The organism is Pedobacter jamesrossensis (assembly GCF_042650905.1).
In the GTDB taxonomy this organism is placed as follows: domain Bacteria; phylum Bacteroidota; class Bacteroidia; order Sphingobacteriales; family Sphingobacteriaceae; genus Pedobacter; species Pedobacter jamesrossensis.
On the sequence record NZ_JBHSBY010000144.1, the window covers coordinates 68682 to 82159 of the forward strand.

At 34.6% G+C, this 13478-nt stretch carries 14 protein-coding genes; 12 read left to right on the forward strand and 2 right to left on the reverse strand.

The features are described 5' to 3' along the window. Nucleotides 1–213 precede the first annotated feature (213 nt). Together ACFOUY_RS19515 and ACFOUY_RS19520 are read right to left on the reverse strand one after the other, a co-directional pair. Nucleotides 214–369, reverse strand: a complete 156-nt coding sequence (locus tag ACFOUY_RS19515; RefSeq protein ID WP_378962952.1) for an LPXTG cell wall anchor domain-containing protein — start codon at nt 367–369, stop codon at nt 214–216. Then, on the reverse strand, nt 369–2327 hold the full coding sequence (locus ACFOUY_RS19520; RefSeq protein WP_378962953.1) for a KUP/HAK/KT family potassium transporter: 1959 nt from the start codon (nt 2325–2327) through the stop codon (nt 369–371). The genes ACFOUY_RS19515 and ACFOUY_RS19520 overlap by 1 nt, the downstream gene beginning before the upstream one ends. Before the next feature lie 265 nt (nt 2328–2592). On the opposite strand from ACFOUY_RS19520, the gene ACFOUY_RS19525 reads away from it, so the two are divergent. The 12 genes from ACFOUY_RS19525 (at nt 2593) to ACFOUY_RS19580 (ending at nt 13453) form a co-directional block, all read left to right on the forward strand. Further along, nucleotides 2593–3120: a T9SS type A sorting domain-containing protein gene (locus ACFOUY_RS19525; RefSeq protein WP_378962954.1), complete on the forward strand. Its 528-nt coding sequence runs from the start codon at nt 2593–2595 to the stop codon at nt 3118–3120. Nucleotides 3121–3190: 70 nt separating this feature from the next. Then, nucleotides 3191–3802, forward strand: a complete 612-nt coding sequence (locus ACFOUY_RS19530; protein ID WP_378962955.1) for a fumarylacetoacetate hydrolase family protein — start codon at nt 3191–3193, stop codon at nt 3800–3802. A 5-nt stretch (nt 3803–3807) separates the two neighbouring features. Next, complete coding sequence (locus tag ACFOUY_RS19535) at nt 3808–5541, forward strand: M23 family metallopeptidase (RefSeq protein WP_378962956.1); 1734 nt, start codon at nt 3808–3810, stop codon at nt 5539–5541. Between the two features lie 82 nt (nt 5542–5623). Continuing rightward, nucleotides 5624–6088: a thioredoxin-dependent thiol peroxidase gene (gene bcp / locus ACFOUY_RS19540; protein WP_378962957.1), complete on the forward strand. Its 465-nt coding sequence runs from the start codon at nt 5624–5626 to the stop codon at nt 6086–6088. Nucleotides 6089–6144: 56 nt separating this feature from the next. Then, the gene (locus ACFOUY_RS19545) at nt 6145–6990 is read left to right on the forward strand and encodes a transketolase (protein WP_378962958.1); all 846 of its coding nucleotides are present in this window, start codon (nt 6145–6147) and stop codon (nt 6988–6990) included. A gap of 123 nt (nt 6991–7113) precedes the next feature. Next, complete coding sequence (locus ACFOUY_RS19550; RefSeq protein WP_378962959.1) at nt 7114–8073, forward strand: transketolase family protein; 960 nt, start codon at nt 7114–7116, stop codon at nt 8071–8073. Between the two features lie 84 nt (nt 8074–8157). Next, nucleotides 8158–8718, forward strand: coding sequence for an RNA polymerase sigma factor (locus ACFOUY_RS19555; protein WP_378962960.1), 561 nt, complete (start codon nt 8158–8160; stop codon nt 8716–8718). Between the two features lie 33 nt (nt 8719–8751). Next, nucleotides 8752–9402, forward strand: coding sequence for a hypothetical protein (locus tag ACFOUY_RS19560; protein ID WP_378962961.1), 651 nt, complete (start codon nt 8752–8754; stop codon nt 9400–9402). A 93-nt stretch (nt 9403–9495) separates the two neighbouring features. After that, entirely contained in the window at nt 9496–9930 is a 435-nt protein-coding gene (locus ACFOUY_RS19565; RefSeq protein WP_378962962.1) for a hypothetical protein, read from the forward strand. A 70-nt stretch (nt 9931–10000) separates the two neighbouring features. Next, nucleotides 10001–11233: an aspartate aminotransferase family protein gene (locus ACFOUY_RS19570; RefSeq protein ID WP_378962963.1), complete on the forward strand. Its 1233-nt coding sequence runs from the start codon at nt 10001–10003 to the stop codon at nt 11231–11233. Nucleotides 11234–11329: 96 nt separating this feature from the next. Beyond that, nucleotides 11330–12007, forward strand: a complete 678-nt coding sequence (locus ACFOUY_RS19575; protein WP_378962964.1) for a response regulator transcription factor — start codon at nt 11330–11332, stop codon at nt 12005–12007. Between the two features lie 117 nt (nt 12008–12124). Beyond that, a complete protein-coding gene (locus ACFOUY_RS19580; protein WP_378962965.1) occupies nt 12125–13453 on the forward strand; it encodes a sensor histidine kinase in 1329 nt (442 codons plus the stop codon). Nucleotides 13454–13478: the final 25 nt, after the last annotated feature.

Consider the following 13478-nt stretch of genomic DNA (forward strand, 5'->3'; position numbering starts at 1 on the left):
GAAAACGAGTGGTTAAGTTCTTATGAGGCTTTCCAGTCCCGCTATCGCTTATTGTCATCGTTTCGTACCTTAACTAGCTCTTTCGGGTTTAAAATGAAAGGCAATTACAAATCATCAAAAATAACAAGCTTTTTTTTTGCAATCGAAAAACATTAAAACTAAAAAATCCTCAGCCTTAACAAACTGAGGATTTTTTAGTTTAATCATATCCTACTATTTCTTTTTCTTAAATACAAAGAAGGTTAGAATAATCAAACCAACTCCCGAAAGAATAAGATAATATTCACTATGTGCTAAACCATTTACCTTCGCGGCAGGACCAGCAATAAACAATAATACCGCTAGTATAATCAGAATGCTTCTTCCCATTATACTGGTAATCTGTGTAATTCGATATCATCTGGCGTAACGAAAATCAAAGGAACCTTCTCTACATCAACATAGCTGCTATCTAAGCCAAAACTTCGCTCTTCAGATAAGCTCAGTTTCTTAAGGATAAAATAGTAATCCATAATGGTGCGCTCGTAAAAACTTAGTTTTGTAAATTTAGATAAGTGCTTCTCTAGAAGTACAAAACGGAAATCACCTGCAATTTTATGTTTATTTAAAGAAGTGTATTGACTTGTAATATCTACTTCGCCATTTCTAACCAATTCCTCAACAACCTTACGATAAAGTAAATTTACCCTTTGCTCAATCCTAAAACCAAGTTTAAAATCGATACGAATTAACTTACCAGGAATTAAGAATTCAACTTTATAATCTAAAGTATAAGGCTCATCCATTACATCAACGTGAACCAACCAGTAAACATCGGCACGTTTTGGTTCTTTCTGAATAATAGAGTATATAATCTTCGATTCTATCTCTGTTTTAAAGTTTGCACTTGTTAAATAAACCAATTGAGATGAATATTTAGGTACTGATTCATCGGCACTTAGCTCACTTAAAATATCATAATAATCTTCTATCTCTACATACTTAACAAAGCGATTCTTGATTTTTCTGGCAACAAACCAACTCCACATAATCGTAAATAACAGCGAACCAATTAATACAGTTACCCAACCACCATGTAAGAATTTTGTTAAATTACTGATTAAGAATGTACCTTCAATAATTACATAGGTAAAAAAGAATGTGGCTATTAAATACCTTGGAAAGCGCTTACTTCTCAGATAAAAGCTAACCAAAATAGTTGTCATTAACATGGCTATGGTAATCGATAAACCATAGGCCGCGTCCATGCGTTCGGCCTTTTGAAAAAGCAAAACAATACCGCAACAACCTATCCAAAGCATCCAATTTATAGAAGGAACGTATAATTGACCTTTCGAAACCGAAGGATAAACGATGCGTATTTTTGGCCATAAGTTTAATCGAACAGCTTCGGCAATTAGTGTAAATGAACCACTTATTAACGCCTGACTGGCAATTACCGCTGCCATAGTAGCCAAAATTACCATGGGTATCTGAAATTGTTCTGGCACTATCTGAAAAAATGGGTTCATTTTAGCTCCCGGAACATAACTCCCACTATTTTGTAAAATCCATACACCCTGACCTAAATAGTTTAGTATGAGGGTTAATTTTACAAAAATCCAGCTAATTCGAATGTTGTTCCTTCCACAATGCCCTAAATCCGAGTATAGAGCTTCAGCACCAGTTGTACATAAAAATACACCGCCAAGTATTAAGAAAGCAAGCTTATTGGTAACTAATAAGTGTATGGCATAGTAAGGATTAAAAGCCTTAAGGATACTTAAATCTTTAACAATAAATGAAACCCCTACAACACCTAAAACAGCAAACCAAACAAACATTACCGGGCCAAATAGCTTACCAACCAGATTTGTTCCAAATTGCTGAATTATAAAAAGAATGGTTAAGATGGTAAGCACGATTGGGATAACCGGCACTTCAAATTTATTGGTTAAACCCTCAATTGCCGAAGTTACCGTAATACTTGGCGTAATAATACCATCGGCCAACAAAGCACAACCACCTACAACTGCAGGTATAACTAACCATTTTGCCTTTTTACGAACCAGAGAAAATAATGAAAAAATTCCACCCTCTCCTTTGTTATCTGCCCTAAGCGTTATAATAACATACTTAATTGTAGTTTGTAAAGTCAGCGTCCAAATAATACAAGATAAAACACCTAGTACATTTGTTGGATTAATATCCTGTTTACCGCCTAAAATTGTTGTAAAAATTGCATTAAGTGTATAGAGAGGCGAAGTACCAATATCTCCAAAAACGATACCTAAACTTATTAAAACACCACCAGCGGTTAACGCATTTACATTCTTATGATTTGACACTTCGTTAATATTTTTAGTGCGGCAAAAGTAAACTAACTATAACAAATTAACAACCAATTTATTGTGTATTTTCAACACACCGCAAGCTTAACCACTAAGGTATTGTAAAAGCTGCCATTGCGAACTACTAAAACGTTTTTATAAACTATTCTAAAAGTCGATACGTAAAAATTTATTATTTATTGTTAAATTGTGTTAAATTATCATAATTAAACAAAATGTTTAATTTCTTTGTTTAAAATTAATACATTTGCTATACAATTTGATGAAACTCTACCCAAAAATAACGCTTCTCTTAAAACTTGCCTGCATATTTTGCATTGCAATGTTTTGTGCAGCAAATTCTTGGGCTCAACAAACTGATAGTATTCGACTTAGCCTTAAAACAAGAGCAAAAAAAGCAAGTAAAATTCCTGAAATTAAAGCCAACATTCAACCGTATAAGCCACTGTATACATCTGTTAACGGGGGTAGTATGTTTAGTCCTTATTCTGCGACAAATAAAAGTACAACTTTAGCTACTAAAGATAAATTATTAACAATCGTTAAAATTTATCCTAACCCAGTTGAAGACCAGTTAAATATTATCCTATCGCTTAACAGAGATACTCCAGTAAACATAAAGATAATCGATCTGCTTGGTAATGAGGTTGTCACTTTATCTAATGAACGGTTAAACGCCGGCGAACAAACTAAAAGCTTTGCAATTCCAAGCCGCTTAAATGCGGGCATCTACTTTTTAAAAGTTGTTGCTGGTGCAGAAACTCAGGTAAAACGAATCTCAGTTTTATAACATCATTTTCTTTTCTATTTTTGATTGATTGAGATTTTGAAATCCCATCTGTTACTATAATTTTATTTATATGAAGATAATAGCCATTGGCCGTAATTATGCTGAACACGCAAAAGAGCTAAATAATCCGGTTCCTACAACTCCGGTAATTTTCTTAAAACCAGATACTGCTCTTTTAAAAGACAATAAACCTTTCTACCATCCAGATTTTTCTAGTGATATACATTATGAACTCGAAGTGGTTTTAAAAATCGGCAAAGAAGGAAAACATATTGCCGAAAAATTTGCTTCTAATTATTATGATGAAATTGGATTAGGAATTGATTTTACTGCTCGCGATATTCAAAGTAAACACAAAGAAAAAGGCTTACCATGGGAGCTAGCTAAAGCATTTGACAGTTCTGCACCTGTAAGTTTATTTCAACCAAAAACAGATTTCGAAGATTTGTATAACCTAAATTTCGAATTAAAAGTTAACGGCGAACAACGCCAAAATGGTTATACTAAAGATTTGTTGTTTTCGTTCGAGAAGATAATAAGCTTTGTTTCGCAATATATTACCTTAAAAAAAGGTGATCTGATTTTTACTGGTACACCGGCCGGTGTTGGTAAAGTAAATAAAGGCGATAAGCTCGAAGCCTGGTTAGAAGGTAAACAACTTTTAAATTTTGATGTAAAATAAAACGAATGCAATTAAATTCAGTTTCCACTTTAAAATATCTCGCTACTCTCCTTTTTTTCTTACTTTCAGTTAATCAAGCTTCTGCACAACAAATATTCAGCAATAATAAATATCCACTAACTTATTTCCGCCAGCCTTTAGATATTACACCACCTGCACTTGCAGGTTCGTTTGGTGAGATAAGAGGAAATCACTTTCATTCTGGCATCGATTTCAGAACAAATCAGCGTGAAGGCTACCCGGTTTATGCAGTGGCTGATGGTTATGTTTCGAGATTAAGGGTACAAAACAGTGGCTTCGGACAAGCACTTTACATTAATCATCCTAACGGATTTACTTCAGTTTATGGACACTTGCAACGATTCGCTCCAAAAATTGCAGCGATTGTTAAAAATCTTGAATATGAGAAAAAATCTTTTGAAATTGATGAATTCCCGAACGAAACTTTAATTCCAGTTCGCAAGGGAGAGGTAATTGCCTGGTCTGGAAACCGTGGCAGTTCTGGTGGTCCGCATTTACATTTCGAAATCAGAGATACTAAAACCGAAGAAACTATTAACCCTCAATTTTTCGGCATTGATATTCCTGATAATATTCCCCCAGTAATTTACAGTTTGTATGCCTACAAATTAAATGGAAAAGTATTTAATGAAAATACACCAAAGCAAGCTATTCCAATTTCTGGTTCAAACGGAAATTATAAAGCAACAGCGCCATTAAGTTTAACCGGCGAATTTGGCTTTGGCGTGGTAACTACAGACAGGCACAATGGCTTATCAGGCACAAATGGTGTTTATTCCATCCAATTGGAGTTAGATGGTAAAATGATTTACACCTCAGCGTTAGAAAGATTTGCTTTCGAAGATAGCAAAGGCATTAACTCGCACATCGACTATCCAACTTTTCTGAATACCAAAAGAAGTATTCAAAAAAGCTTCGTAGAGCCAGGAAATCCACTGAAAATTTACAGCAATTTGGTTAATAGCGGGCGGATAAATTTTAACGACGGACAAAGCCATCAACTAAAATACATTATTACAGATTCAAAAGGTAATTCCTCAGTCTTACCCTTTACTATTAATGCAGGCAACGCCCCTATTACAACAACAATAGTTCCTTCTGGCACAATTTATCAATATAATAAGGTTAATGAATTTAACACTGATGAAATAAAAGTTATTTTCCCTTTGGGTACTTTATATAGCGATTTAAATTTTGCTTACAAAAAGCTCCCAAAGCCCATTGGTAATTCGTGGTCTGCAATGCACCAGATTCACAATCGCTATACACCACTTCATACTGGCTTCAATTTATGGATTAAGGCTGACATGCTTCCCGAAGCGTTGAGACCTAAAGCCTTAATTGTTAACGCTAATGGCTCTTCGCAAGGTGGTAGTTTCGAAGACGGCTACATAAAGGCAACACCAAAAAATTTCGGTAGTTTTTATGTGGCTGTAGATACTATTGCTCCTCGAATTGTACCTGTCAACATTTCTGAAGGAAAGAATATGGCTGGTTTGTCAAAGATATTCTTTAAGATTAGCGATAACCTTTCTGGTATAAAAAGCTTTAATGGTTATTTAGACGGGAAATGGATTTTGATGGAATTTGACACCAAAACCGCAACGCTTTGGCATAGCTTTGATGAACGCACAACTCCTGGAAAGCATAATTTAGAATTAGTTGTTGCAGACATGAAGGATAACGTTAAACGCAATTCTGTGTCATTTTTCAAATAAATTGATGCAATTATTAAACTGTATCAATGGTTATATTGTTGAATTGCCAATCAATCATTAAATATTAAATGCAATAATTTATATGACAGAGCTAAAAGAAGGTGATTTAGCACCTGAAATTACATCAAAAGACCAAAATGGAGCAACTGTATCTTTAAACGATTACAAAGGAAAAACGGTTGTTCTTTATTTCTATCCGAAAGATGATACACCAGGATGTACAGCAGAAGCTTGCGATTTCAGAGATAACTATCAAGGTTTACAAGCAAAAGGAATAGTGGTTTTAGGTGTAAGTGTTGATGATGAAAAATCGCATCAAAAATTTGTAACCAAGCACAATTTACCTTTCACATTACTTGCCGATACAGACCAGAAAATTGTGAATGATTATGGCGTTTGGGCAGAAAAAAACATGTACGGAAAAAAATATATGGGTACTGTTCGCACTACTTTTATTATTGATGGAGAAGGTAAAATTTCGCACATCATCAAAAAAGTCGACACTAAAAATTCAACACAACAAGTACTCGATTTAATCAATAACTAATTATGATATAGCAAGTAAAATATTAACTTTGCTATATAACAACAACCTCATATTTAATGAAACATACAATTAAAGAGCTAGAAGATATCGCCTCACAAATCAGAAGAGATATTGTAAGAATGGTTCACGGATGTCAATCTGGTCACCCAGGCGCTTCGCTTGGTTGTGCAGATTTTTTTACGGCCTTATATTTTGAAGTTTTGAACCACAAAACGGATTTCACAATGGAAGGTGCTGGAGAAGATTTATTTTTCTTATCTAACGGCCATATTTCGCCAGTTTGGTATAGCACATTAGCACACGCTGGTTATTTTGATAAAAGTGAATTGGCAACTTTCCGTAAACTAGATTCAAGATTACAGGGTCACCCAACTACGCACGAAGGCTTACCAGGCATCCGTATTGCTTCGGGTTCTTTGGGTCAGGGTTTATCAGTTGCAATCGGTGCAGCTTTAGTTAAAAAGTTAAACGGCGATAAATCGTACATTTTTGCATTACTTGGTGATGGTGAATTACAGGAAGGCCAGAACTGGGAAGCGGCTATGTTTGCGCCATTTAACGAAGTCGATCATTTAATTGCTTCAGTAGATTATAACGGACAGCAAATTGATGGCCCAACAAGTAAGGTACTTTCTTTAGATAGTTTACAAGCTAAATTCGAAGCTTTCGGCTGGCACGTAATCAATACTGATGGTAATGATATGCAAGCAATTGTTGAAGGATTACATTACGCTAAAACATTAGCTGGAAAAGGTAAACCAATCTTAAATTTAATGAGTACTCAAATGGGTGCAGGCGTAGATTTTATGATGGGTTCGCACAAATGGCATGGTACAGCTCCAAGCGATGCACAGCTGGAAGTAGCTTTAGCTCAATTACCAGAAACTTTAGGGGACTATTAACCCCCTAGCCCCCTGAAGGGGGAATTAACAATATAATTTAAATATAAATAAAGCCCTTTAGGGGTTTGGGGTATGAAAACCTGCGAAGCAAGCTTGAACACCTTTAAATAAAAATATAAGCTCGTGAAAAAATACACATATACAGAAAAAAAAGACACACGTTCAGGATTTGGTGCCGGCTTACATGAAGCAGGTAAGAAAAACCCGAATGTGGTTGCTTTATGTGCCGATTTAGTTGGTTCATTAAAAATGGAAGCTTTTATTAAAGACTTTCCTGAGCGTTTTACTCAGGTTGGTATTGCAGAAGCCAACATGATTGGTATTGCAGCAGGTATGACAATTGGTGGCAAAATTCCTTTTACAGGTACTTTTGCTAACTTTTCTACTGGTCGTGTTTACGATCAGATTCGTCAGTCTGTAGCTTATTCAAACAAAAACGTTAAAATTTGTGCATCTCACGCTGGTTTAACTTTAGGCGAAGATGGTGCAACTCACCAAATTTTAGAAGATATAGGTTTAATGAAAATGTTGCCAGGCATGGTGGTTATAAATCCTTGCGATTATAACCAAACCAAAGCGGCAACAATGGCAATTGCCGAATACGAAGGACCGGTTTATTTACGTTTCGGTCGCCCGGTAATCCCTGTATTTACAGATCCTGATCAGAAATTCGAGATTGGTAAAGCCTGGATGGTTAACGAAGGAACTGATGTAACTATTATTGCAACCGGCCACATGGTTTGGAAAGCAATTGAAGCTGGCGAGAAGTTAGCTGAATTGGGCATCGATGCAGAGATTATCAATATCCACACCATTAAACCTTTGGATGATGAAGCCATCTTAAAATCGGTTAAGAAAACAGGTTGCGTTGTAACCTGCGAGGAGCATAACAAATTTGGTGGTTTAGGCGAAAGTGTTGCCCGTTTATTAACAACAACGCTTCCAACTCCACAAGAATTTGTTGCAACCAATGATACTTTCGGCGAAAGCGGAACTCCAGACCAATTAATGTCTAAATACGGATTAGATGCGGTAAACATTGTTGAGGCAGTACAAAAAGTTATCGGCAGAAAAAAAGCTTAGAATAAAATAACCACAAAGGCACAGAGAACACAAAGTATATCTTAGTGGTCTTGGTGCCTTTGTGGTAAATAAAAATCACTCTTAATGAAACAAGTTGAAGATTCGGAAATTCTTGCAATGTTTGCTGTCGAGAAAACTCGAAATGAGGCCTTTAACCTGCTTTTAAAAAAATATCAGCAAAAAATTTACTGGCACATTCGCCGCTTGGTTTTAAACCACGATGATTGCGACGATCTAATTCAAGAGGTTTTTGTTAAGGTTTGGAAAAATCTTGATAAGTTTAGAAGCGACTCGCAGCTTTACACATGGATATATCGCATTGCAACAAACGAATCCATAACCTTCTTAAATAAACAAAAGCAAAAAAACAACACACCTTTAGATGAAGTTTCGGCTGAACTTGCCGATAACCTTGTTGCCTCATCTTATTTTAATGGCGATAAATTGGAGTTAAAACTTCAAAAAGCCATACTTACTTTGCCCGAAAAGCAACGAATTATTTTCAATATGAAATATTTTGATGATATGAAATACGAAGAAATTTCTGCTGTTTTAGGAACATCAGTTGGCGCTTTAAAAGCATCATTTCACATCGCAGCAAAAAAAATTGAAGCTTTTATTACAAATGATGAGATTGACTATTAAACCTTTTCCCATTAATTGTATCATATATCTGTGATGAACGAAAATTTAGAAAATAACGATTGGATTAACGAAGCGCCTACCCTTGCAGCAATGGGCAGACGTAATCCATTTGCCATTCCTGAAGGATATTTCGACAATTGTGAGGAAGAAATTTTTAACAAAATCTTTTTAGATAGCTTAAAGCAAAAAACAAATGAAAATGCTTTTGAAGTTCCTCAAAATTATTTCGAAGAATTAACCGAAAGAATTGAAACTAAAATTGTTTTAGCTCAAATTATCCAAAAAGAAAAGGGCTTTGCAGTACCAGAAAATTATTTTGATAATTTACAAAGTAGAATTACGAGTAAAATTGCGGCTGAAGAGCCGAAAAAAGAAGCCAAAGTTATTCCACTTTGGAAACGGAGTTTTGTTAAATATGCAAGTGCAGCATGTTTTTTACTAATCTCTTCTTTTGGTGTTTATTTTTATCAGAATAATGAAAGTACCAGCATCCCAGCTGTTCAAATTCAATCAGCAGATTTTGCTAATGAACAAATGCTTTACGATATTGATGAAAGTACAATCATCGAACATTTAGAAGCACAAAACATTTCAAATACCAACACAACTTCTGCTTCAGATACAGAGGTGGAAAACTACATCCTGAACAATTACTCATCGAGTGATTTGGCTCAGGAATTATAAAAATTAATAAAATGAAACCATCTTTGATTTATCAAATCATATTTTAGAGATTAAATCAAGATAGCTTCATCACCATTGAAAAAAGTAAAACAGATGAAAAAATTATTTTTTGCCGTTTTAATGTTAATGTTACCTTCGGTAATTTGGGCACAAAGACCAAAAGGAGAAGAAATAGAAGCCTTAAAAATTGCATTTTTCACTAAAAAATTAGATTTATCTCCTGATGAAGCAAAAGTTTTCTGGCCTATCTACAACGATATGCAGGGAGAACAAAATGCACTTCGTAAAGAACGCTTTCAAAAAATGATTTCGTTTAGGAAGGTAACAGAGATTGATAATTTAAGTGATGCACAAATTCAAACTTTGATTACAAGTGAATTTGATTTCAGACAACGGGATTTAAACATCGAGAAGAAATATTACAACAAGTTTAAAGCAGTACTACCAATTAAAATTATTGGAAAATATTATAGAGCTCAGGAAGCATTTAAGCGAGAGCTGCTTAACAGATTTAAAGATAAACAATAGGAGAAAGGTTTTGCAGTGATGCAAAACCTTTTTTGCTTTAAAGCAGTTATCATTTCCGTACTTTTGCATCATGTTAACACAACGCCAGTTGTTTCTGCAGCATAATGCACAAACATCACCAGAACCATTAATGCTCGAATTTGTAAAAGCCAAAGGAATCTATATTTATGATGCCTCTGGTAAAAAACACCTCGATTTAATTGCTGGCATTGGCGTTAGTAATGTTGGTCATTGCCATCCTGTAGTGGTTAAAGCGATACAAGACCAAGCCGAAACCTACATGCATTTGATGGTTTATGGCGAATATGTTCAAACTCCGCAAGTAAATTTTGCTAAAGCATTAGCAGATATTTTACCCGAAAGTTTAAGCTGCACCTACTTTTTAAACTCGGGAACGGAAGCCGTTGAAGGCGCTATGAAACTTGCAAAACGTTACACAGGCAGAAAAGGTTTTATTGCTTGTAAAAATGCTTATCACGGTAGTACACAAGGTGCAGAAAGTTTAATGGAAAGCGAGTTCTATTCATCTGGCTATGGTCCGTTTTTACCAAATGTTAGTTTTATAGAGCATAATAATATTGATGATTTAGTAAAAATTACATCAGAAATTGCATCAGTTTTTATTGAGCCAATCCAAGGTGAAGCCGGAATAAGAGTTGCTGATTTAGCTTATATGCAAGCTTTAAAAGCCCGGTGTATGGAAACAGGAACACTTCTTATTTTCGACGAAATACAATCTGGTTTCGGAAGAAGTGGTAAAATGTTTGCCTTCGAGCACTATAACGTAGTTCCCGATGTTTTACTTTTAGCTAAAGGTATTGGTGGCGGCATGCCTATAGGCGCTTTTATAAGTTCTTTAGAAATCATGTCAGTTCTTTCGCACACGCCTATTTTAGGCCACATGACAACCTTTGGTGGTCATCCCGTTTGCTGTGCAGCTGGTTTAGCTACTTTAAGAACTTTGGTTGATAATAACATTGTTGATGGAGTAGAAGAAAAAGGATTGCTTTTTAAGCAATTATTAAAACATCCTGCTATAAAAGAAATAAGAGGAAAAGGATTAATGCTCGCCGTAGAATTTGAAAATTTCGAAATCAATAAAAAAATTATTGACACCTGCATTTTAGATGGTATTTTATCAGATTGGTTTTTACATTGCAGCAATTCTATGCGCATTGCTCCTCCCCTAATTATTACAAAAGAAGAAATTGAAGAAGCTTGCAGTATCATTTTAAAAAATATTAACTTAGTTGTTGCTGAGAGACCAAAGCTGAAAGAACAAAGAACAAAGCTGAAAGACTAGAGACCATAACTGCACCAAGAGTTTTGCACCCAATCTTGATACTTGATACTAAATACTTGATACTAAAATACCTGATACTAAATACTGAAAACTTAAATGAACGTACTAATTGTTGAAGATGAAAAAAGCCTTGCGCTTGAAATGGATGAATTTTTAAGCAATGAAGGCTTTATTATAGAGCATGCCTGGAAAAAAGCATCGGCCGAAGAAAAAATCTTTGTAAACAGTTACGATTTCATTCTGCTTGATTTAGGATTACCTGACGGAGATGGTTTTGAGGTTTTAAAACAGTTAAAATCTTTGAAAGACAGAGACGATGCGGTTATTATTCTAACGGCGAGAAGTGCGGTAGACGACCGAATAAAAGGCTTAGACGAAGGTGCTGATGATTACCTACCTAAGCCTTTTTCTTTAAACGAGTTATTGGCCCGTATGCACGCTATTATCCGCAGGAAACATAAATTAGAGAAAAACGAGGTTGATATTCATGGTTTTCTATTAAATATTCAAAATAGAACGGTTTCTTTTGCTGATGAAAGATTAAACCTCACCAAAAAAGAATTTGAAATTTTTAATTACCTGGTTTTAAACAAAAACCGGGTAGTTTCGAGAATGAGTTTAACTGAACACGTTTGGGGCGATATTTTGGAAGTAAATTCAGATTCTAATTTTGTTGACGTACATGTAAAAAACCTGCGCAAAAAACTTTCTTCGGTAAACCCTACCGATTGGTTTGAAACAGTTAGAAGTATTGGTTACAGAATAAATTGTTAAGGGAGATAAAAGCTCAAAGCCGCAAGATAAAAGCAAAACTTAAAAACCTTGATTACCTAATAAAGTTGTAAAACTATTTATTCCCAATACAAAATAGATTTAATATCATCCATAAAAATGAAGCTACAGGTTAAGTTCTCACTTTATAATGCCATTACTAAAATTGCCATTATTTTAGTTTTAGGCGCAATTATATTGTTTTCACTTGATAGACTTGCTTTTAACCAACTTGATAATCGCCTGCTCAAAAAAAAAGGAAAAATTATTGAACATTTAAGCGATGCAGAAATAGATAGCCTTTTAAGTAACGAACAAACCTTTACCGATTATAATATTTTAAAAGAAGAATTCATCATCCTTACAGATATACCAGATAACCAGATAGATTCGGCAGCCACAATTATTACGGAGAAAAGGGAGATTGAAGGTGATATTGAGTTTTACCGGATTCTTAATTACAAATTTACTTATCACAAAAACTGGTATAAGCTCGAGCTTGGCGAAAGTATGACTGCTTTAAAGGGCATTAAAAATTCAATACGGTTTTATATGCTTGTTGTATTGGTTGGTGCTTTGGTTGTTACCTTACTTACCGATTTTGCCTTCACCAACTTTTTGCTAAAACCATTCTACTTAATTATTGATAAAAAGATTAATAAAGTAAATGACCCTTCACATTATAATTATGAAAACATTCCAACCAATACCGATGATTTCAAAATTTTAGACAATAGCATAAATTCGCTGATGCGAAAAATAAACACCCTTTTCGCTTTAGAAAAGCAGTTTATTGCAAATGTTTCTCATGAGTTGCTTACACCGATATCGATTTTAAGCACAAGATTTGAGAACATGCTTAATACTCCGCATATACCTGTTGAACATGAAAACAAAATTTTCGCATCGCTAAAAACACTAAATCGTTTAAAGTTTATTATCAATAGCTTATTGCTAATCTCCAAAGTAGAAAACAATCAATACTTAAAAACTGAAGAAATCAGTTTAACTGAAGAGCTACAAGATATATACGAAGATTTAGAAGACCGTATGGCCGATAAAGCACTTGTTTATCATCTCAACTTAAAATCGAACTATCATTTCACTGGCAACAAAGCGCTTATACATACTTTGTTGATTAATATTATAAATAATGCCATAAAATATAATAACGAAAGCGGTGAAATTAGAGTTGAAGGGACATTTAAAAATCACCAATATAACCTAACGATTAGTGATAATGGACCAGGAATGAGTCAAGAACTTTTGGAAAGTGCTTTCGATCGCTTTCAACGAGGCAATACACAAGAAAATGGCTTTGGTTTAGGCTTAGCTATTGTACAAAGTATAGCAAAATTTCATAAAATCGATATTAAAATTCAATCAGAATTGAGTAAAGGAACTAGTGTAATTTTAGTATTCCCAAATGAAAGCAATCTAATTTCTTAGTACTTATCAGATTGCCGCAAATTTG

What these genes read in the sequence shown, in the direction of transcription:
- ACFOUY_RS19515 (WP_378962952.1), bottom strand. Translation starts at nt 369, where the DNA reads ATGGGAAGAAGCATTCTGATTATACTAGCGGTATTATTGTTTATTGCT.
- ACFOUY_RS19525 (WP_378962954.1), top strand. Translation starts at nt 2,593, where the DNA reads ATGAAACTCTACCCAAAAATAACGCTTCTCTTAAAACTTGCCTGCATA.
- ACFOUY_RS19530 (WP_378962955.1), top strand. Translation starts at nt 3,191, where the DNA reads ATGAAGATAATAGCCATTGGCCGTAATTATGCTGAACACGCAAAAGAG.
- ACFOUY_RS19535 (WP_378962956.1), top strand. Translation starts at nt 3,808, where the DNA reads ATGCAATTAAATTCAGTTTCCACTTTAAAATATCTCGCTACTCTCCTT.
- bcp (WP_378962957.1), top strand. Translation starts at nt 5,624, where the DNA reads ATGACAGAGCTAAAAGAAGGTGATTTAGCACCTGAAATTACATCAAAA.
- ACFOUY_RS19545 (WP_378962958.1), top strand. Translation starts at nt 6,145, where the DNA reads ATGAAACATACAATTAAAGAGCTAGAAGATATCGCCTCACAAATCAGA.
- ACFOUY_RS19555 (WP_378962960.1), top strand. Translation starts at nt 8,158, where the DNA reads ATGAAACAAGTTGAAGATTCGGAAATTCTTGCAATGTTTGCTGTCGAG.
- ACFOUY_RS19560 (WP_378962961.1), top strand. Translation starts at nt 8,752, where the DNA reads ATGAACGAAAATTTAGAAAATAACGATTGGATTAACGAAGCGCCTACC.
- ACFOUY_RS19565 (WP_378962962.1), top strand. Translation starts at nt 9,496, where the DNA reads ATGAAAAAATTATTTTTTGCCGTTTTAATGTTAATGTTACCTTCGGTA.
- ACFOUY_RS19570 (WP_378962963.1), top strand. Translation starts at nt 10,001, where the DNA reads ATGTTAACACAACGCCAGTTGTTTCTGCAGCATAATGCACAAACATCA.
- ACFOUY_RS19575 (WP_378962964.1), top strand. Translation starts at nt 11,330, where the DNA reads ATGAACGTACTAATTGTTGAAGATGAAAAAAGCCTTGCGCTTGAAATG.
- ACFOUY_RS19580 (WP_378962965.1), top strand. Translation starts at nt 12,125, where the DNA reads ATGAAGCTACAGGTTAAGTTCTCACTTTATAATGCCATTACTAAAATT.